Annotated in this window: 19 protein-coding genes and 1 riboswitch; of the genes, 10 read left to right on the top strand and 9 right to left on the bottom strand. The window is 63.7% G+C overall.

Annotated elements, in window-relative coordinates; translation table 11 throughout:
- The first annotated feature begins 65 nt into the window (after positions 1–65).
- Entirely contained in the window at positions 66–770 is a 705-nt protein-coding gene (locus tag ABID44_RS12595) for a glutathione S-transferase N-terminal domain-containing protein (RefSeq protein WP_354152059.1), read from the top strand.
- A 13-nt stretch (positions 771–783) separates the two neighbouring features.
- Here the strand turns inward: ABID44_RS12595 and ABID44_RS12600 are convergent, their stop codons facing one another.
- Positions 784–1,410, bottom strand: coding sequence for a nucleoside triphosphate hydrolase (locus tag ABID44_RS12600; RefSeq protein WP_354152060.1), 627 nt, complete (start codon positions 1,408–1,410; stop codon positions 784–786).
- A 37-nt stretch (positions 1,411–1,447) separates the two neighbouring features.
- A complete protein-coding gene (locus ABID44_RS12605) occupies positions 1,448–2,560 on the bottom strand; it encodes a hypothetical protein (RefSeq protein ID WP_354152061.1) in 1,113 nt (370 codons plus the stop codon).
- A gap of 168 nt (positions 2,561–2,728) precedes the next feature.
- On the opposite strand from ABID44_RS12605, the gene ABID44_RS12610 reads away from it, so the two are divergent.
- A complete protein-coding gene (locus tag ABID44_RS12610) occupies positions 2,729–3,601 on the top strand; it encodes a D-alanyl-D-alanine carboxypeptidase family protein (protein ID WP_354152062.1) in 873 nt (290 codons plus the stop codon).
- A 35-nt stretch (positions 3,602–3,636) separates the two neighbouring features.
- On the opposite strand, the gene phoU is transcribed toward ABID44_RS12610, so the two are convergent.
- Entirely contained in the window at positions 3,637–4,353 is a 717-nt protein-coding gene (gene phoU / locus ABID44_RS12615; protein ID WP_354152063.1) for a phosphate signaling complex protein PhoU, read from the bottom strand.
- 129 nt (positions 4,354–4,482) lie between these two features.
- Complete coding sequence (locus ABID44_RS12620) at positions 4,483–5,745, bottom strand: ATP-binding protein (RefSeq protein WP_354152116.1); 1,263 nt, start codon at positions 5,743–5,745, stop codon at positions 4,483–4,485.
- 75 nt (positions 5,746–5,820) lie between these two features.
- On the opposite strand from ABID44_RS12620, the gene ppk2 reads away from it, so the two are divergent.
- The gene (ppk2, locus tag ABID44_RS12625) at positions 5,821–6,723 is read left to right on the top strand and encodes a polyphosphate kinase 2 (RefSeq protein ID WP_354152064.1); all 903 of its coding nucleotides are present in this window, start codon (positions 5,821–5,823) and stop codon (positions 6,721–6,723) included.
- Here the strand turns inward: ppk2 and ABID44_RS12630 are convergent.
- Together ABID44_RS12630 and ABID44_RS12635 are read right to left on the bottom strand one after the other, a co-directional pair.
- Positions 6,689–8,725: a glycosyltransferase gene (locus ABID44_RS12630; protein WP_354152065.1), complete on the bottom strand. Its 2,037-nt coding sequence runs from the start codon at positions 8,723–8,725 to the stop codon at positions 6,689–6,691. The genes ppk2 and ABID44_RS12630 overlap by 35 nt on opposite strands.
- Positions 8,726–9,117: 392 nt before the next feature.
- Complete coding sequence (locus ABID44_RS12635; RefSeq protein WP_354152066.1) at positions 9,118–9,630, bottom strand: GcrA family cell cycle regulator; 513 nt, start codon at positions 9,628–9,630, stop codon at positions 9,118–9,120.
- 358 nt (positions 9,631–9,988) lie between these two features.
- Between ABID44_RS12635 and ABID44_RS12640 the strand changes: the two genes are divergently transcribed.
- From ABID44_RS12640 to ABID44_RS12650, 3 genes are all read left to right on the top strand, one after another.
- Positions 9,989–11,182, top strand: coding sequence for an aspartate aminotransferase family protein (locus ABID44_RS12640; RefSeq protein ID WP_354152067.1), 1,194 nt, complete (start codon positions 9,989–9,991; stop codon positions 11,180–11,182).
- 13 nt (positions 11,183–11,195) lie between these two features.
- Positions 11,196–12,119: an ornithine carbamoyltransferase gene (argF, locus tag ABID44_RS12645; protein ID WP_354152068.1), complete on the top strand. Its 924-nt coding sequence runs from the start codon at positions 11,196–11,198 to the stop codon at positions 12,117–12,119.
- 102 nt (positions 12,120–12,221) lie between these two features.
- On the top strand, positions 12,222–13,241 hold the full coding sequence (locus ABID44_RS12650; protein WP_354152069.1) for an Hsp33 family molecular chaperone: 1,020 nt from the start codon (positions 12,222–12,224) through the stop codon (positions 13,239–13,241).
- A 55-nt stretch (positions 13,242–13,296) separates the two neighbouring features.
- Here the strand turns inward: ABID44_RS12650 and apaG are convergent, their stop codons facing one another.
- Together apaG and ABID44_RS12660 are read right to left on the bottom strand one after the other, a co-directional pair.
- Positions 13,297–13,689 (bottom strand): Co2+/Mg2+ efflux facilitator ApaG/CorD, encoded by a 393-nt coding sequence (apaG, locus tag ABID44_RS12655; RefSeq protein ID WP_354152070.1) that lies wholly within the window; start codon positions 13,687–13,689, stop codon positions 13,297–13,299.
- Positions 13,690–13,791: 102 nt separating this feature from the next.
- A complete protein-coding gene (locus tag ABID44_RS12660; protein ID WP_354152071.1) occupies positions 13,792–14,994 on the bottom strand; it encodes an O-succinylhomoserine sulfhydrylase in 1,203 nt (400 codons plus the stop codon).
- Between the two features lie 56 nt (positions 14,995–15,050).
- Positions 15,051–15,128: riboswitch (SAM riboswitch) on the bottom strand.
- Between the two features lie 60 nt (positions 15,129–15,188).
- On the opposite strand from ABID44_RS12660, the gene ABID44_RS12665 reads away from it, so the two are divergent.
- The 3 genes from ABID44_RS12665 (at position 15,189) to ABID44_RS12675 (ending at position 17,729) form a co-directional block, all read left to right on the top strand.
- Positions 15,189–16,319, top strand: a complete 1,131-nt coding sequence (locus ABID44_RS12665) for a 2'-deoxycytidine 5'-triphosphate deaminase (RefSeq protein WP_354152072.1) — start codon at positions 15,189–15,191, stop codon at positions 16,317–16,319.
- A gap of 108 nt (positions 16,320–16,427) precedes the next feature.
- Positions 16,428–17,204 carry an ABC transporter substrate-binding protein gene (locus tag ABID44_RS12670; RefSeq protein WP_354152073.1) on the top strand — a complete coding sequence of 259 codons (777 nt, stop codon included), beginning with the start codon at positions 16,428–16,430 and terminating at the stop codon, positions 17,202–17,204.
- 204 nt (positions 17,205–17,408) lie between these two features.
- Positions 17,409–17,729, top strand: coding sequence for a YMGG-like glycine zipper-containing protein (locus ABID44_RS12675; RefSeq protein WP_354152074.1), 321 nt, complete (start codon positions 17,409–17,411; stop codon positions 17,727–17,729).
- 248 nt (positions 17,730–17,977) lie between these two features.
- On the opposite strand, the gene ABID44_RS12680 is transcribed toward ABID44_RS12675, so the two are convergent.
- Positions 17,978–18,814 (bottom strand): LysR family transcriptional regulator, encoded by an 837-nt coding sequence (locus ABID44_RS12680; RefSeq protein ID WP_354152075.1) that lies wholly within the window; start codon positions 18,812–18,814, stop codon positions 17,978–17,980.
- A 112-nt stretch (positions 18,815–18,926) separates the two neighbouring features.
- Between ABID44_RS12680 and ABID44_RS12685 the strand changes: the two genes are divergently transcribed.
- Positions 18,927–19,595: a 5-formyltetrahydrofolate cyclo-ligase gene (locus ABID44_RS12685; RefSeq protein ID WP_354152076.1), complete on the top strand. Its 669-nt coding sequence runs from the start codon at positions 18,927–18,929 to the stop codon at positions 19,593–19,595.
- Positions 19,596–19,668 lie beyond the last annotated feature (73 nt).

Below are 19,668 nucleotides of genomic sequence, written 5' to 3' on the forward strand. Positions count from 1 at the left end.
GGCGGGCCTCACCCTGTGCTTCCCGCTTCCGCCTTCCCGGCAATCTTTCCCGCAGGAGTTCTTGCATGGCTGATCTGTCCGCTTTCCCCATCACCGCTCGCTGGCCTGCACAACAGCCCGACCGCATCCAGCTCTATTCGGCGCCGACGCCGAACGGCGTGAAGGTATCGATCGCGCTTGAGGAACTCGGACTGCCCTACGAGGCGCACTACATCGACATCGGCAATGACGAGACGTGGGGACCGGAGTTCCTGTCACTCAACCCCAACGGCAAGATTCCGTCGATCATCGATCCGAAGGGACCGGATGGCGAACCGCTCGCGCTGTTCGAATCCGGCGCCATCCTGCTCTATCTGGCCGAAAAAACCGGCAAGCTGCTGCCCTCCGATCCGGCGAAACGCTACGAAACCATCCAGTGGGTGTTCTTCCAGATGGCCGCCATCGGCCCGATGTTCGGCCAGCTTGGCTTCTTCCACAAATTCGCCGGCCGCGAGATCGCCGACAAGCGCCCGCTGGAGCGCTACCGCGTAGAATCGCGCCGCCTGGTCGGCGTGCTGGACGGCCGCCTGAAGGACCGGAAGTGGATCATGGGCAATGATTACACGATCGCCGATATTTCCATGCTCGGCTGGGTGCGCAACCTGATCGGCTTCTACGAGGCGCGCGAACTGGTCGGCTTCGACGATTTCCCGGCGGTCGGCGCGTGGCTGGAGCGTGGCCTTGCCCGTCCCGCCGTGCAGGCCGGCCTGCAAATCCCACAGCGTCCCTGACGCATCCGGCCTCCTACAATTCCTCGCCGTCGCCGACCACCATGTCGGCGGCCCGCCGTTTCGACAGGACGCGCCCGGCATTGGGCAGATCGTTGGAGGCGACCTTTGCGCGCGCCTCCTCGTCCGGCAAACCGTGATCGTGCCAGCGCGCCAGCAGCCGGCGCTCAAGCACCGGGTCCGGCACATCGAGGAAGACGGAAAAGTCGAACAGATCCGCCAGTCGCGACCACGGCTCCTCGTCGAGCAGCAGGTAATTGCCCTCCACCAGCACGAAGCGGATATCCTTGTCCAATATGGCTGCGGCCGCCCGCGACAGTTCCATGCTGCGGTCGAACACCGGAATGGCGAGGTCGGGCTCGCCGGCCCTGATACGCTTCAGCAAGGCCTCGAAACCGGCGAAGTCGAAAGTTTCCGGGCTTCCCTTGCGCGCTCTCAGCCCGCGTCGCTCCAGCACGATGTCGTCGAAATGAAAGCCGTCCATCGGCACCACTTCCACCGCGCCTTCCGGCAACAGCTCCTTCAGCTTTTCCGAAAGCGTGGACTTGCCGGCCCCCGGCGGACCGGCGATGGCCACCACGAAACGATCGGATTTTCCGGCACGCTTGAAAATCGCCGAGGCTATGGACGCGATTGCGGACATGGAACCCTCCCTCTTCCGTTACGGAACGCCCGGACCTTCACGCAGGTTCCATTCCGGCAAGCGGTGCGCCGATACGCAGGAAGCCGGCATCGAACGGCGCCTCGACACTGCGCCCGTCCGCCATGACAAGGTGCAGTCTTTCGCTCTCCGCGGAAAGCTGCTGCGGCAGTTGGAGCGCACCCAGCGGCAAGGCTCCCAGCACCTGCCGGAAGGCCACGCGCGCGCCAAGATCGAAGGCGGTGGCCACGCCTTCACGCCTGAGCCAGTTGTCGCCCAGCGAGGCGGCGTGGCCCACCGCCGTGCGACCATCCTCGATGCCCAGCACGCCCCGGTGACGGCCGTTCCACGGTGCGTAATCGCGTCCGCCATTGCTGATCCACAACATGGTGACGGGCAGTTCGGCAGGATTCTTCAGCACAAGGAAAAGATCATCCTCGGCCTTGCGCGCCACCGCCGTCCAGCCGAGCCGTGACGTAACGGCCTCCACCAGCGTGACGAAATCTTCCTGCAAGCGCTCCGGGCGGTAGTCGGTAAGGTCGATCTCTCCACCGTCCGCCGCCGGAAAGCGTGTGATGTCGGCCGTCCGGGCGGGGTAGGCCAGAAGCGAGCGGCCGCGCGCCGGATCGGGCTCCAGCGCGTCGTCTCCCGTACCGGCCAGCCGCTTGGGCGAGAAGGCGAGACGCCCGCCGTCCTTCATAACCGTCATGGCGTGATGCGCGACCGAAATCGCGCCCGCGCCACCAGTGAAGACATGCTCCTGATAGAGGAAAGGATGGCCGTGGCGCAGCGTCAGCACCTTGTCCACCGTTGCGCCCATGACCTTGCGTTTCAGCCGGAACGAAGCCCGCCAGCCATCCGGAAGGGCATTGCTGGCGGTAACCTCCCAGGCGCTGTTGGCCGACCAGCCGTGCAACGGCGCTTCCTCCATGTCGGCCCGCGAGAACGGCGAGCACAGGAAATCTCCGGAAAGGCGAACGACGCCTTCAGGGAGATTTTCGGGAAGCGTCCGGCGCGGCTCGTCCGCCCACGGCGCGCGATGCAGCGGCTTCAGGGTCCGGCCATCGCGCTCGATGGCGAGATCGGCGACATGGCCGACTACAAGATCGATGGAGACCGAGATCCCCTCTGCTCCGAAAGTGAAGATTTCCATGCCCGCCCTTTCCCAAGCCTGCTGCACACAGGCCACAATGCGCAAGCCACATGCTGCTGACAATGGCGAAGCCCGGCGAAGCGAATGGACGCACGCGGCGGCTTGGGCTAGGGTCCGCGCAATCTACGCCTTTGCCATCCAGCCAGCACCATTTTCCACGGCACGCACTTGTCCCGACTGTTCCACAAACTCGTCGTTCTCTTCACCCTGACCGCACTGATCGCCGGCTGCACCACATCCATGCCGCCCGAGGCCGTGCTTTCCGTGCCCGCCGCGCCGCAGAAATACGCCTCCATCGTGGTCGACGCCCGCACCGGCAAGCAGCTTTTCGAGATGAACTCGACATCGCCGCGCTACCCGGCCTCGCTGACCAAGATGATGACGCTCTACATGCTGTTCGAGGCGCTGACGGCGGGACGTGTGGAAAAAGACGCCGAAATCCCCGTTTCCGCCTACGCCGCCTCGCGTCCGCCCAGCAAGCTCGGCCTGCGCGCCGGCGAGCGCATCGACGTGGACACGGCCATCCGTGCGCTGACGGTGAAATCGGCCAACGACGTCGCCGCGGCCGTTGGCGAATATCTCGCAGACAGCGAAGAAGCCTTCGCAGCCGCCATGACCGCAAAGGCCCGCCAACTCGGCATGCGCAACACCACCTTCCGCAACGCCTCCGGCCTGCCGGACGACGGCCAGTTCACCACGGCGCGTGACATGGCGGTTCTCGGCATCGCGCTGCGCAATCGCTTCCCGCAATATTATTACTATTTCTCGGCCAGTGATTTCATGTTCCGGGGCAAACCGGTGCGCGGCCACAACGACATGCTGGGCCGCGTCCATGGGGTTGACGGCATCAAAACGGGTTATATCCGCGCTTCCGGCTTCAACATCGTCACCTCCTACAGCGCGGGAGGACGCCGTTATGTCGTGGTGGTGATGGGCGCCAACACAGCCCGCGAGCGCAATGCACATGCGGAATCGCTGCTCGAACGGGCGCTGGACGCCTCAACCGACAAGACGCGGGTGGTGTTCCAGGAGAACCAGTAGGCCCCCGCCCTGCCGGGGTGGAACGGATTCCGGATCTATTTCGCGGGAATGACGATCCGGTCCGTCTTGTCGCCCTTGGGGCGCTCCACCGGCATCTGCTCGCCGGTGACGATAAAGTAGATCGTCTCTGCGATATTGGTGGCATGGTCGCCTATGCGCTCGATGTTCTTGGCGCAGAACAGCAGATGCGTGCAGGGAGAGATGTTGCGCGGATCTTCCATCATGTAAGTCAGAAGCTCGCGGAACAGCGAGGTGTACATGGCGTCGATCTGGTCGTCGCGGTCGCGCACGAAGCCGATGGTCTCGACCGAGCGCGAGGCGTATACATCGAGCACCTCCTTGAGCTGGGTGAGCGCCAGATCGGAGAGCGCCTCCAGCCCGCGATAGAGCGAGGCCGGCTGCATGCTGCTGTCGCCCACCGAGGCGACACGTTTGGCGACGTTCTTGGCGAGATCGCCGACCCGCTCGAGATCGGCCGAGATGCGGATGACGCCGATCACCTCGCGCAGGTCAGTGGCCATGGGCTGGCGCCTGCCGATCAGCAGGATCGCTTTATCATCGACCTCACGCTGGCCCTGGTCCAGGATTGCATCGTCCTCCACCACCTTGCGCGCAAGGTCCGGATCGGCATTGACGAGCGCCAGAATGGATTGCTCGACCATGCGCTCGGCATGGCCGCCCATCGCGGCGATACGCCTTGACAGATATTTCAGCTCCTCGTCGTAGGCGCTGACGATATGCAAGGACTGCATGGACGGAACCTCCGCGGCCGCTGTGATTCGGCCCTGCCTGTTTCCCTTCCGTTACGCCAATCACATGACAATTGCGCGAAAGGCGAAACGATTTCCGCCTCTGATCCTAAAACGGCGGGCCCTGTAATTCTAGTTGGTCGGCAAATAAACCGTGAAGGCGGATCCTTTGCCGAGTTCCGACTGGATGGACAGCCGGCCATGATGGCGGGTGAGGATGTGCTTGACGATGGCGAGCCCCAGCCCCGTTCCCTTGCGCGACTGGACGGTCTCGGAATCGATGCGATAGAACCGTTCCGTCACACGCGGAATGTGCTCTTCGGGAATGCCGGGGCCGAAATCGCGCACCGTCACCTCAATCCCCGGCTGCGGAGCCTTGTCGCTGCGGGCGATGGAAACGACGATGCGGTCGCCGTCCCGCCCATATTTGCAGGCGTTCTCCACCAGATTCTCAAAGACCTGATAAAGCTCGTCGCGGTCGCCCGGCGTCTCCATCGGGCCGTCGGCGAAATCGCGTTCGATCACAAGATCGCTCTCTTTCGCCAGAGGGCCGAGCGAATCGACGACGCTTTCGACGACCTGCCGCACATCGACCCGCGCCCCCGGCTTCAGATAGGGTTTCATCTCAAGCCGCGACAGCGACAGCATGTCGTCGATCAGGCGGGCCATGCGTCCGGTCTGGTTCTGCATGATCTGGAGGAACTGCTCGCGCGCTGCGGGGTCGTTGCGGGCCGGACCGCGCAGAGTTTCGATGAAACCTGCGATCGAGGCCAGCGGCGTGCGCATTTCATGGCTGGCGTTGGCGATGAAATCGGCCCGCATACGGTCGATGCGGCGCGCTTCGCTCTGGTCCTTGAACAGGAGCACATGCAGGCGCGAGCCATGACCGACCGCGGACGCCGTGACGCGATAGACGCGCTCCACCGGCAGCTTGTCGATGAAATCCGCGGATTGCGAGCCGCCGCCTGACAGCGCCGCATCGATCAGCGCCTGCATTTCCGGGGCGCGGAACTTGAGTTGCAGGGACATGGCCGGGCGCAGATCGCCGAAGGCGGCGATCGCCGCCGCATTGGCGTGGATGACGGAAGCGCTGTCGTCGAAGACGATCAGGGGATCGGTCACAGCGGCGGCGAGGTTTTCAGCCGAGAGGCTCTGCATTTCACCGGCCTCGGCTGTGGCCCTGCGTTCCTCGTCCGCCTCCTCCGCATCGCCTGAAATGGCCGCCGCCAGCAGCAGGGCGACGATAGCAGCGGGCAGGACCATGAAGGGCAGATCCCCGAACAGATGCACGCAGAACAGGGCGATGATGGCGACGGCCAGAAGCCCGCGCGCCCGCCACAGGTTGCGCATGAGGCGCTGCGCGCCATACTTCTGTCGGTCGCTCAAATCAGCCATGATGTCCGGCAGATAGCTCCTGAATGTCCGCATCTTGTCCTAGCATGAACTTCAATACGCGAAAGGTCAGCCTGCATGAAAGCCTCCGATGACAGCCCTGTGACAGCCGGCCCCGGCGCATTGAAGATAAAGATCGACGGGAAGCAGCGCGTGTTCGATATCGACGATCCGAAATTGCCGGACTGGGTGGCGGAGAAAAAACTGACGGCCGGCGGCTATCCCTACGACAAGAAAATGAAAAAGAAAGAATACGAACCCGCGCTCGAAGCGCTCCAGATCGAACTGGTGAAGGCGCAGGCCTGGATGCAGAAGACGGGACACCGCGTCATTTGCCTGTTCGAGGGGCGCGACGCCGCCGGCAAGGGCGGCACCATCTTCGTTCTGCACCAGTACATGAACCCGCGTTCCGCACACACCGTGGCGCTCACCAAGCCGACGGAGACCGAACAGGGCCAGTGGTATTTCCAGCGCTATGTCGAATATTTCCCGACCTGCGGCGAACTCGTCTCGTTCGACCGCTCCTGGTACAACCGGGCCGGCGTCGAGCCGGTGATGGGCTTCTGCACGCCGGCGCAACACGAGCATTTCCTGGAAGAAGCGCCGCACTTCGAGAAGATGATACACTCCGAAGGCATTCACTTCTTCAAGTTCTGGCTCGACATCGGTCAGGAAACGCAGCTCGAACGGTTCCATGACCGGCGTCACAGCGCCCTCAAAAACTGGAAGTTCTCGCCGATGGATATTGCCGGCATCACCCGCTGGGACGACTATACCAGGGCTCGCGACCTGATGATCGGAACGACCCACAGCAAGGCGGGACCGTGGACGCTGGTGCGGGCCAACGACAAGCGGCGCGCGCGCCTCGCCGTCATCCGCCGCCTGCTGTTGTCGCTGCCCTATGACGGCCGCGATCCCGCCGTCATCGGCGACGAGGATGACAAGATCATCGGCGAAGGATCGTCGCTGCTGCTTTCATAGGCGGATCTGCCGTCGCCGCGTTCTGTCCCGACCTGCCCTTACCGGGGCGGGCCGCAGACGCAGCCATCTCCTCATGCGGGGTCTTCTCCCATTTGAACGGCTGGCGCCACAATTGCCAGATCGCGCGCCAGCCGGCCCAGGACATCATCACCCAATAGACGGGCGTCAACAGCACCACCTTCCAGAACCCCAGCTTCTGTTCCGTGCTCAATGCGCGCCAGCCAAGCAGCAGGAAGGCGAGATAGCCGAAGGTGACGTTGAGCACATCGACCGCCATCAGGGCGGGAAACGGCCTTTCGGTCGTCATGCCGAGTTGCAGACGCACCACGACGACAAGGAAGGTCGCCAGCAGCACGGGATGCAGCAGGGCCGACGCCAGCATGCCGGCGAACAGAACCTGAGCCAGCAGGAAGGAACGAAATCCGAGGTCGCGGGCGAGACGCATCGGCCGGCGCATATGCACCAGCCAGCTCTGCGCCCAGCCCTTGAACCAGCGCGTGCGCTGCGGCACCCAGACGCGGACCGTGCGGGGCGCTTTTTCGTAGGTGGGAAGGGACAGGACATCCGACCGGTAGCCGAAGCGGGCGAGCCGCAGGCCGAGGTCGGCATCTTCCGTGACGTTGAACGGATCCCAGCCGCCGACCGCCTCCAGCGCCTCGCGGCGGAAATGATTGGAGGTGCCGCCCAGAGGCAGCAAGAAACGGTGGCGCGCCAGAAAGGGCAGCAGGCCATGGAAAAGCGCCCGATATTCGAAGGCGAACATGCGCGCCACCTTGCTCTCGGGCGCATTGGAAATCTCCAGCGGAGCCTGAAGAACAGCGACCTCCGGCCCGCATGCCTGGAATTTCGCCCAGGCCTCGGCGAGTTGCATGGGGTCGGGCCAGTCCTCTGCGTCGTAAAGCACCACGAGTTCGCCGCTCGTCATGGGCAGGGCATAGGAAAGCGCCTTCGGTTTGGTGCGTGGCCCGACATCCGGCACCTCCACCACCTCGATATGCGGCGGCAGCGGACGGGCATGGATGGCGGCGAGCGTCTCATGGTCGTCCGCCTCGCAGACCAGCTTGATCTCCAGCCTTTCGCGCGGCCACACGATCCGGTCCAGCGCGGTCAGCAGGTCAGGAACGATGTTGGCTTCCTTGTAGAGGGCGATCAGCACCGAATAGGTCGGCACATTCCCTGCGGGCAGCGCAGGCGCGCGCTTGCGCTTGGCGGGACCGACCGTCACGGCCGCGAGGAAGCGGAGAACAACGCATGCGAAGAAGAACAGCGTGGCGAACGCATGCATGAGCGTCAGCACAAGCATGGGCGCAAGCACTATTCCTACAGGCAGCACCGACACGAGGACGCCCACAACGATGCCTTGCCAGGCATTGGCGACGATACGCGCGGACATTTCAGGATGGCGCTGCGAAAGCCCGTTCACGGCTATGCTGGACAGAAGCGGGCGGCCCCGTTCGATCAGCGCGGCGCGCAAGGTCCTGTTGTCCACGATCCGTACATGCTTCACGAAGCCAGGACGGTTTCTCAGGCCGGCTTGCAAACGGTGCGGACGGATCGCTTTCGCCGAAAGCAGGTAACAGACGTAGCCATTGCGATGCAGGTATCTGACCGGCAGGTGGCTCCCATTGCCGCGCAAAAGCATGAGAAGCTGGTCGTCGTTCAGAAGCATTCGCTGCGGCTCGATGGTCTCCAGCCATTGCAGCTCTAGCTCGCCGGCCAGCGCCTCCACGATCTGGCCCCGTGTGCAGACCCCTATCGATTCCAGCGCGGAGACGATATCGCCCTGTGCGCCGCATGTATGCGCTAGTCGCTCGACTGTTTCCGGCGAAAAACCCAGCCGCCGCAATACGGGCCGCCATTCCTCGATGAAACCAGGGAAACCGGGAGGCTTCGACGCCGCTCCGGCATGCGTGGCGCGGCTCGCGGCGGAGCCTTCCCCTCCACATCGCCGCCTTGCCGGAACGCCGGCGTTTTCCCCGATTTCATACACCGTCCTATGCATGACACCCCCAATGTCATCCATGATCCAGCGGACTGCGCGTCCCCACATGCTTGCTGACAACAAGCCAACTCCGCCCCAGGCAATGGCCCAAGGCGCCCAACGCAAAAACTTATATCAGATCAGATATTGATAAGGTTTGTTTCTGTAGAAGCAAACGCAACCAACAGAATGTCAAAATTATATTTCTTTATATGTATGGATATAATTCCGGGAGAAGTAAGACATACTCCGGTCGCATCTTTCATTGAAAAGCAGGACATCAACTTCCTCTCCCCCGTTCTCCCCAACGGGAGGGATGCTAGCACGTATTTCTGAATATTCCAGTTTTGATCAAACAATAAAAAAACCCCGCCTTTCGACGGGGTCCTTCAAGGAAACGGCGTGGCGGCGGATCAACGCGCGCGGCGGCGCTCCGAGGCCGGCTGAAAGGCCAGCCGGGCATGATAGGCGCAATAGGGACCGGACTCGCCGGCCTCGTTACCGCAGAAGTGGAAGTCTTCCGACAGCGGATCGCCGTTCGGCCACTTGCAGGTCCGCTCGGTGAGCTGGGTCAGGTCGAGGCGGCGCGAAATCGGCACCACCACATCGCCGACCGGACGAAGATACTGGCGCGCGACCGGTTCGGCGTCGAACTGCACCTGCAAGGCGGTCGCGCCGACCGTCGCAGACGTGCTGCGCGCCGGGCTGGCGGCACGCACCGGCCGGGAGGCCGGCGTGGGGGACGCCTTTTTCTGACGCGCCGGGGCAGCGGTGGTCCTGCCGCGACCGGACAGCTTCAGCCGATGCACCTTGCCGATGACGGCATTGCGGCTGACACCGCCAAGCTGGGCGGCGATCTGGCTGGCGCTCAATCCTTCCGCCCACAATTTCCGCAAGAGCTCAACACGCTCGTCAGTCCAACCCATGAGACTGCACTCCTTTGAACGTACGGTTTCCGGAATCCATCCCCGTTCCGGCAAAAGCCGGTCAGGCACCACATCTATGTGGATGATTGGATAAGCCGCACGAAATCTGGTTATTTCCGGCCCATGACTACAATATGTATGGACTCGGTGACAAGAGTCGGAGCCGAAACCCGAATCAGTTTTTGTGGTTTTCCCCAACTTGAGCTGCTTTTCAAGCCCTTCTGACGCTGCGGAACATGTGGCGCGCGCAGAAGCGCGCTCCGCGACCTTTCCATTGACGAAAGCCGCAAAACCCTGATAAGCGCAGGGGCCGCCGATTGGGCGGTTTTTTTAATTTCCGGTCCCGGAGACGCATATAATGAGCGGTTCGGCGCTTTACGACACCTTCGCCCGCATTCCCCTGGTGTTCGAGCGCGGCGAGGGCTCGTGGCTGGTGACCGACAAGGGCGAGCGATATCTCGATTTCGCCGCGGGCATCGCCGTCAATTCGCTGGGCCACGGCCATCCGCATCTGGTGTCAGCGTTGACGGAGCAGGCCGGCAAACTCTGGCACCTGTCCAATCTCTACGAAATTCCCGAGCAGACGCGCCTGGCGGAACGCCTCGTGGCCGCCAGCTTCGCCGACAAGGTGTTCTTCGCCAATTCCGGCGCCGAGGCGCTCGAATGCGCGATCAAGACAGCCCGCCGCTATCACCATGCGAATGGCCAGCCGGAACGCTATCGCACCATCACCTTCGAGGGCGCCTTCCATGGCCGCACGCTGGCCACCATCGCGGCAGGCGGACAGCAGAAATACCTTGAGGGCTTCGGACCCAAGGTTGACGGCTTCGACCAGGTTCCGTTCGACGACATGGAAGCGCTGGAAAAGGCCATCAAACCCGAAACCGGAGCCATTCTGGTCGAACCGGTGCAGGGCGAAGGCGGCATCCGCCTGCTCTCCGGCCCGTCGCTGAAGCGGTTGCGCGAATTGTGCGACACGCACGGCCTGCTGCTCATCTTCGACGAGGTGCAGTGCGGCATCGGCCGGACCGGCAAGCTGTTCGCCTATGAGTGGAGCGGCATCGCGCCGGACATCATGGCGGTCGCCAAGGGCATTGGCGGCGGCTTCCCGCTGGCGGCCTGCCTCGCCACGGAAGAGGCGGCCAAAGGCATGACCGCCGGCGTGCATGGCACTACATTCGGCGGCAATCCGCTGGCGATGGCGGTTGGCAACGCCGTGCTCGATGTGGTGCTGGCCGATGGTTTCCTCGACGAGGTGCAGCGCAAGGCGCTGCTGTTCAAGCAGGGGCTTGCGGCGATCGCCGACGAGTTTGGAGGCGTGATCGAAGGCATTCGCGGCGCCGGGCTCATGCTCGGCCTGAAATGCGCCTTGCCGGCGGGCGAGGTCAACAACGCCCTGCGCGGCGAGAAGCTGCTGGCCGTTCCCGCCGGCGACAACGTCATCCGCCTGCTGCCGCCGCTCACCGTGACGGATGAGGAGATCCAGCAGGGTCTCGCCCGGATCCGTAGCGGCGCGGCGAGCCTTGCCCGCGTCCCCGCAGAAGCAAAGTGATCGGAAGTCATAGATGAGCCTGCGCCATTTCACCGACCTGTCCACAATCCCGGCGCAAGACCTGCGCTCCATGCTGGACGACGCGGCCGGGCGAAAGGCGCGCCTCAAGGCCGGTGAACGAACCCGCCCGCTCGAGGGCAAGGTTCTGGCGATGATCTTCGACAAGCCTTCGACGCGCACCCGCGTGTCGTTCGACGTCGGCATGCGCCAGCTCGGCGGCGAGACCATCATGCTCACCGGCGCCGAAATGCAGCTCGGCCGCTCCGAGACCATCGCCGACACCGCCAAGGTGCTGTCGCGCTATGTCGACGCCATCATGATCCGCACAACGGCGCATGACCGCCTGATCGAACTGACCGAGAACGCCGGCGTGCCGGTCATCAATGCGCTGACCGACGACACGCATCCCTGCCAGATCATGGCCGACCTGCTCACCTTCGAGGAGCATCGCGGCCCGGTGGCGGGACGCACCTTCGCCTGGACCGGCGACGGCAACAATGTGCTCCACTCGCTGATGGAGGCGGCCGCCCGCTTCTCGTTCAACGTCAACGTCGCCGTGCCGCAGGGCAGCGAGCCGATGCAGAAATATGTCGACTGGGCCCGCGGCAACGGAGCTAACGTGACTTTCTTTCCGACAGCCGAGGAAGCCGTGAGCGATGTCGACTGCGTCGTCACCGACGCGTGGGTGTCGATGAACCAGGAGCACAGGGCCCGCGGCCACAACGTGTTCCTGCCCTATCAGGTCAACGCCGAACTGATGGCCAGAGCCAGGCCCGATGCGCTGTTCATGCACTGCCTGCCGGCGCACCGGGGCGAGGAAGTGACCGACGAGGTGATCGACGGTCCGCATTCGGTGGTGTTCGATGAGGCCGAAAACCGGCTGCATGCCCAAAAAGCCGTTCTGGCCTGGTGTCTGGGCGCCGAGAACGCCGCTTGAAACCGTCGAGGATGGCGCCTATCTCCGGCGCACCATCCCGCAACAAGACGATGCCCGGCCGGCCTTTCCCAAAAAGGCAAGGCCTGCGGCCGGAGACAAGCCATGCTGGAATCCAGGCAAGTGACCGGATACGAACCCAAACCCCGCGAGCCAAAGCTCGGTGAATTCGGCCATGCGGGCGACGACCATGTCGTCCCCTTCGAGGTCTCGGCTCTCGACGTGCGCGGCCGCGCCGTTCAGCTCGGCGCCATGCTGGACGCCATCCTGTCGCGCCATGCCTATCCCGAACCCGTCGCCCGGCTTCTGGCGCAGGCCTGCGTGCTGACGGTGCTGCTCGGCACCTCGCTGAAATTCCAGGGCAAGTTCATTCTCCAGACCCGCACCGATGGTCCGGTGGACATGCTGGTGGCCGACTTCACCACCCCGGACGCGTTGCGGGCCTACGCGAAGTTCGACGCCGACAAGGTTGCCGCTCTGGAGGCCGAAGGCAAGGTGGACGAGATCAGCCTGCTGGGGTCCGGGGTGCTGGCGCTCACCATCGATCAGGGCGTTCACATGCAGCGCTATCAGGGAATCGTGCAGCTCGACGGCATCACGCTGGAGGAGGCCGCGCGCGTGTACTTCCGCCAGTCGGAGCAGATTCCCACCGATCTGAGGCTGACGGTCGCCAAGCAGGTTCTTGCCGGCGGACAAGAGCAATGGCGCGCCGGCGGCATGTTCGCGCAGTTTCTGCCGCAAGCGCCGGAACGCATGCGCATGCCCGATCTGCACGGCGGCGACGGCGACGATACCGAGGCCGGCGATCACCCACAGGATGACGCCTGGCAGGAGCTTCTGATGCTGTTTTCCACCGTGGAGCCGGCCGAACTGATCGATCCGACCGTAGGGGCGGAGCGCCTGCTCTATCGCCTGTTCCATGAGCATGGCGTGCGCGTCTTCGACAATGTTCAGGTGGCGGACCGCTGCTCCTGCTCGCAGGAGCGGATCGAAGGCATGCTGCGCGGCTTCACCGCCGAGGAAGTTCGCGACAGCATAGAGGCCGGCCGCATCCGCGTCGAATGCCAGTTCTGCTCGAAGGCCTACGAATTCGAGCCGGCGGAGTTTCTGCCGGCAGGCGACTGACGATCCTGCGACAGAGGCCGGTCCGGTTCCGGGCCGGCCTCCTGCATTTCCTGTCTCAGTTCACCGTTCGGCGCTCATCAGGCAGATCGAGCGAGAAGGCCGGGATTTCGATGTCGAAGGTTTCCCCCGTCGCCGTGCGCATGGTGTAGCTGCCGGCCATGAAACCGGATGGCGTGGAGAGCGGGCAGCCGGATGTATATTCGTAGCTGTCGCCCGGATCGAGCTCGGGCTGATCGCCGACCACGCCGGCGCCGCGCACTTCCTCCACACGTCCGGCTCCATCGGTGATGCGCCAGTGACGCGACATGAGCTGGACGAACTCGCTCGAATGGTTCCAGATCGTCACCCGATAGCCCCACACATAGCGGTTCCCTGCGGGGTCCGACCGTTCCTCCAGATAGAACGGCCTGACCCGAACCTCTATGTCGCGTGTCGTGGCGCTGTACATGATCGGCATCTCCTGCCCGGGCAGGATTGGCCCGTAAAACGGTTCGGTCAAGCCTCGCGCGGCAGCCGGAGCCGAAACGGCACCGGCCGCCTTCACGCGCCATCAGGCAGCCTTGCCGACCCCGGCCAGCGCCTGCCCGATGTCCTCCAGCAGATCATCCGTGTCCTCAAGCCCGACCGAGAGGCGCAAGGTGCCGGGACCGATGCCGCCCTCGGCCCGCGCTTCCTCGGTGAGGTTCTTGTGCGTGGTGGTTGCGGGATGGGTGATCAGGCTCTTGGCGTCGCCCAGATTGTTGGAGATCAGCACGATGTCCAGCGCGTTCTGGAAAGCGAACGCCCCCGCCTTGCCGCCCTTCACATCGAAGCACACAAGCGTCGAGCCGCCGGACATCTGCCGGGCGATGACGTCGGCCTGCGGATGGTCGGGACGTCCGGGATAGACGACGCGCTCGATCTGCGGCGACTGCGCCAGGAAATCGGCGATGCGGGCGGCTGAGCGCATCTGCTGGTCGACGCGCACGGGCAGCGTCTCCAGCCCCTTCAGCAGCGTCCACGCATTGAACGGCGACATGCAGGGGCCGGTGTGGCGGAAATAATCATGCAGATGCTCGTCGATCCACGCCTTGTCGGAAAGGATGATGCCGCCAAGGCAGCGGCCCTGCCCGTCGATATGCTTGGTGGCGGAATAGACCACGACATGCGCGCCGAGATCCAGCGGGCGCTGCAACAGCGGCGTGGCGAAGACGTTGTCCACCACCAGCCGCGCGCCGATCGAATTGGCGAGCGCTGCAACGGCGGCGATGTCGATGACTTCGAGTGTCGGATTGGTGGGGCTTTCAAGGAAGAACAGCTTCGTGTTGGGGCGCACCGCCTTTTCCCAATTGGCGATGTCCTTGCCGTCCACCAGCGTGGATTCGATGCCGTAGCGCGGGGCCAGCGTATCGATGACCCAGCGACAGGAGCCAAACAGGGCGCGGGCGGCGACGATGTGATCGCCCGCCTTGAGGCTGCACAGGATCGCATTGGCGACCGCCGCCATGCCCGACGCCGTGGCGCGGGCGTCTTCCGCGCCTTCCAGCGCGCACATGCGCTTTTCGAACATATCGACCGTGGGATTGGCGTAGCGCGAATAGATAAAGCCCGGCGCTTCACCCTTGAAGCGGGCCTCGGCCGCCTCGGCGTTCTCGTAGACATAGCCCTGCGTCAGGAAAATCGATTCCGACACTTCGCCGAACTGGGACCGGAGCGTCGCTCCATGAACCAGCGTGGTGCGGGGTCTCCAACTGCGTGTCTTGTCTGATGTCATGGCTCTCTTCCAAACAACAAAAAACCGGCCGCGAAAGTCGCAACCGGTACAGACAGCTTATGAGCCCGACGGTCCTTTAGCGACTTGTTTAACGTGGCTGCAAGCCGACCGGCCAAATCACCACGGGATAATCACCCCTTTAAACCTCGCTCCGTCTTGCGTCAATCGGCCGTATGTTTAAGACATCTGCGATTATGGCCCGATCACCGGCCGGGAGCGTAACCTTGCGTCAGACAGGCATTCTACCCGATCAGGATATTGCAGCGCTGTTCGAAAGCGGCGCGCTCACCGCTCCACGGGCGCTCGACGCGGACCAGATCCAGCCGGCAAGCCTCGACCTGAGGCTCGGCGAAAAGGCGCTCCGGGTGCGCGCCTCCTTCCTGCCCGGTCCCGGTCATTCCGTTTCGGAAAAGCTCGACCGACTGCAACTGCATGAGATCGACCTCACGGCGGGCGCCGTACTGGAAACGGGCTGCGTCTACATCGTGCCGCTGCTGGAAGGCCTGGCCCTGCCGGCGGAAATCTCCGCCTCAGCCAACCCCAAGAGTTCGACCGGCCGGCTCGACATCTTCACCCGCGTGATGACCGACCACGGCGCCGAGTTCGACAAGATCGCCGCCGGCTATCATGGCCCGCTCTATCTGGAGGTCAGCCCGCGCACCTTCCCCATCGTCGCTCGCACCGGCTCGCGCCTGTCGCAGATCCGCTTCCGCACCGGCAACGCCCTGCTTACCGAAGAAGAGCTGCACGCGCTTCATCGCGGCGAGACGCTGGTCGCCACCGACCCTCCGGATATTTCGGGCGGCGGCATCGCTCTGTCCATCGACCTGGAAGGCGACGCCAGCGGGCTGATCGGCTATCGCGCCAAGCATCATACGGGGCTCATCGACGTGGATCGCCGCGCCGCCCATGATGCGCTCGACTTCTGGGAGCCCCTCTACAATCGCGGCGCGGCCGAACTGGTGCTCGACCCGGACGAATTCTACATTCTCGTCAGCCGTGAGGCGGTGCATGTGCCGCCTCTCCACGCCGCCGAGATGACCCCGTTCGACCCGCTGGTGGGCGAATTCCGCGTTCATTACGCCGGCTTCTTCGACCCCGGCTTCGGCCATTCGGCGGCAGGCGGCACCGGCAGCCGCGCGGTGCTGGAAGTGCGCAGCCATGAGGTCCCCTTCATCCTCGATCACGGGCAGACCGTGGGCCGACTGGTCTACGAGCACATGCGCAAGCGCCCGAGAGCGCTCTACGGCGCCGATCTCGGCTCCAACTATCAGGCGCAGGGCCTCAAACTCTCCAAGCATTTCCGCAGCCCGACGCAGCGTTAACCTCTCCGCTACTTTGGACCTAAAGCTTTTGGCTTGTGCCCAGCCTGCGGCTGTGCTTGGCTGGGCGCAGGCCAAAGGGGGCCTGGAATTTTTGGGAAGAGGTTCACTATGCGTATATCCGGATGGCTCGCGGGCGTCGCCACGGCAGCCGTGATCGCCCTCGCTGCCGGGCAGGCGGCGGCGCAGGAGGGCGGCAAGCTCAAGATCGGCACCGAAGGCGCCTACCCTCCCTTCAACACCGTGACCGCCGACGGCAAGCTCGAAGGCTTCGACGTCGAGATCGCCAAGGCGCTTTGCGACCAGATGAAGGTCGAATGCGAATTTGTCGTACAGGACTGGGACGGCATCATTCCCGCGCTTCAGGCCGGCAAGTTCGACGCCATCGTCGCCTCGATGTCGATCACCGAAGAGCGTAAGGAACAGGTCGACTTCACCAACAAATACTATGTGACGCCGCTCGCCGTCGCGGCCGTCAAGGACAGCGATCTGAAGGGCACCACGCCCGAAGATCTGGCCGGCAAGACGATCGGCGCCCAGGCCGCCACCACGCAGGCGATCTATGCGCAGGACTATTACGCCAAGGCCGGCTCCGACGTGAAGCTCTATCCGACGCAGGAAGAGGCCGTTCAGGACCTGATCAACGGCCGCCTCGACGCCGTCGTCTCCGACAAATTCGTGATGGTGGACTGGCTGAAGAACTCGGCCGACGCCGACTGCTGCAAGATGATCGGCGACGTGGCCGGCACCGAGCTGGAGACCGGCATCGCCATCCGCAAGGGCGAGAACGAGTTGCGCGAGAAACTCAACGCGGCCATCGACGCCATTGTCGCCGACGGCACCTACAAGCAGATTCAGGCTAAATATTTCGACTTCGATATCTATTGATATCAAATCTGGCTCCAACGAGCGGAAACAAAAGGCCGCAGTGAAGAACTGCGGCCTTTTTTGCCGTCTCCCTACCATTCATCGACAATGGCGTCAGCGCATTTCACCGGCTGACGCCTGAAAGGCCGGAACCCGTTGCGGTCAGGCTGCGTTCATCTTCATTGTGCAATGTGGGGCCGGCTTTCAGACAAGGAGAAGGACCAGATGAACATTTTCAGATTCGCCGCCATGGGCGCCGTGGCCCTGACGATCGGCCTCGCCGGTTGCTCGCAGACGCCGCAGCAGCAGCGCGCCACGACAGGCGCGGCGCTGGGCGGCGCCGGTGGCGCGCTTGTCGGCCAGGCCATCGGCCGCGACACCAAGAGCACCTTGATCGGCGCGGGCGCCGGTGCGCTGCTCGGCGCCGTTGTCGCCACCTCGGGCGGCCCGCAGCCGGGCGACCGACAGATGTGCCGCTACCGCGCCGCGGACGGCCGCGTCTACGTGGCCGAATGCGACGAGCGCTACTATCGCGGCCAGTACTAGAGCATTTCCAGCAGAAGCGTGGAGCGGTTTTGCGCCCGGAAATGCGGCTAAAACAATGAGATAGAGCGGTTCTGCCGATTCAATGAAAACCAGAACCGCTCAAGGAAGGGTGCGCCGCACGCCGGCTATCGGCAGCGGAGATGGTGTGTGGCCTATACGCATTGATTTGCAGGTCCATTCCGGAGATTCGGTTACCGGAATGGACCTGTGGCGGACCTGAAAAATCCGCTGCTTGCATATCTTGGCGTTCATTGCGCCGCCACCACCTCCTTGAGGCCTCGCAAGGCTTCCTGCACATCGCTGCGCGCTTCCGCTGATTCCGGATAGACGGCATAGGCCGGATAGGTGAATTCGGGCGCGCCCTCGACGCGCTCAAGCTCACCCGCCTCGATATGGGGTGCGGTTACCCCTTTACGGAAGTATCCGAAGCCGCCCGCGCGCAGGATGTAGCTGAGGCCGAGCGGGCCGAGCCCAACCATGACGCCGGGTTCCCCAAAAGCCTGTCCAAGGCCCCGTTGCGCGGCGAAGCTTGAGCCCCAGTCGACATGGACATAGTCCAGTGGCTGGTCCCTTCCGGGCGTCCGCACCAGCACAAGCTGTTCTTCCTCGATCAGTTCGATCCTGAAACCGGGCAGGAGCTTGGGGGCATACAGCACGGCCAGGTCGAGCACACCGGTCCGCAACTGTTCCAGCAACTGATCCGGCACGCCGACATGGGCGTGGATCGCGATCTCCGGCTGCTCGCGTTTCATCCACACCAGCCAGTCAAGCAGCAGCGGGTTCCACAGGCTCAGCTCGCCGCCGAGCGCCACGACGCTGTTGCGGCCGGGCGGGATGGTGAGCTGCTGGCGGGCGCGTTCCCATATCTGCACCATGGATTGAGCGAAACGCTCGAACTCGCGGCCAGCGGGGGTCAAAGACGCCCCGTTGCGATTGCGCACGAACAATTGGCGGCCGAGTTCCTCCTCCAGCGTGCGGATGCGCGCGCTCACCGTCGTCTGAGTGACGTGGAGCCGATCCGCCGCCTTCAGGAAGCTGCCGGTATGAACGATTTCCAGAAAAGTCCGGGCCCGGTCTATGTCCATGACATGCCGCCTTCAATGCAATTATTTTGCACTCATACCGCATTTAATTCCGTTTGCCTTCCGGTTTGCGGTAGCGCACGCTTGACCTCGATAACCAGCCAGGGTGCCCGAGATGAGCGATGATCCCCAGAGCGAGGCCACGGAGCAAGAAACCGCCGAATATGCGTCACCGCCCTGCTTCATGCATGAGCTGGACCCCGAGTTTCGTCTGATGCCGCTTCGTTCGGACGCATGGAGCGATGTCATGCGCTGGCGCAAGGCCGAGCGCGAGCGGCTGATTGCGGAACGTATGGCGATGGAACAGGAGCAACGTCAAACACGCTCGACGCGCATCGCAAGCAAGCTTGACGCCACCCTCGGCAAGCTCGGGGGGCGTATCGTCGGCACCTACTGGCCCTTCCGGGGCGAGCCCGACCTGCGCAACTGGGGCATCGGCGTCATCAAGCGCGGCGGCCGGTTGGCGCTGCCGGTCGTCATCCAGAAGGGATGGCCGCTTGAATACCGCATCTGGGCGCCGGGCGACCCGCTTGAGCGCGGCGTGTGGAACATTCTGGTGCCCTCGCGCGGGCCGGCGGTGCAGCCGGATATCGTCATCGCGCCGGTCGTCGGGTTTGACGAAGCCCGGTACAGGCTGGGCTATGGCGGCGGGTTTTTTGACCGGACGCTGGCGGCCATGCCGCGCAAACCGCTGACGATCGGCGTCGGTTACACGCAAAGCCAAATAAGGACGATCTATCCGCAGCCGCACGACATCCCCATGGATGTGATCGTCACCGACTGATCGCGCAATGCGCAGGCAAGGCGCCTGTTCCCGACCGCGACGGCTCAAGGCCGCCCCTTCCGAGACAGCTCCT

The organism is Aquamicrobium ahrensii (assembly GCF_040545755.1).
Taxonomy (GTDB): domain Bacteria; phylum Pseudomonadota; class Alphaproteobacteria; order Rhizobiales; family Rhizobiaceae; genus Mesorhizobium; species Mesorhizobium ahrensii.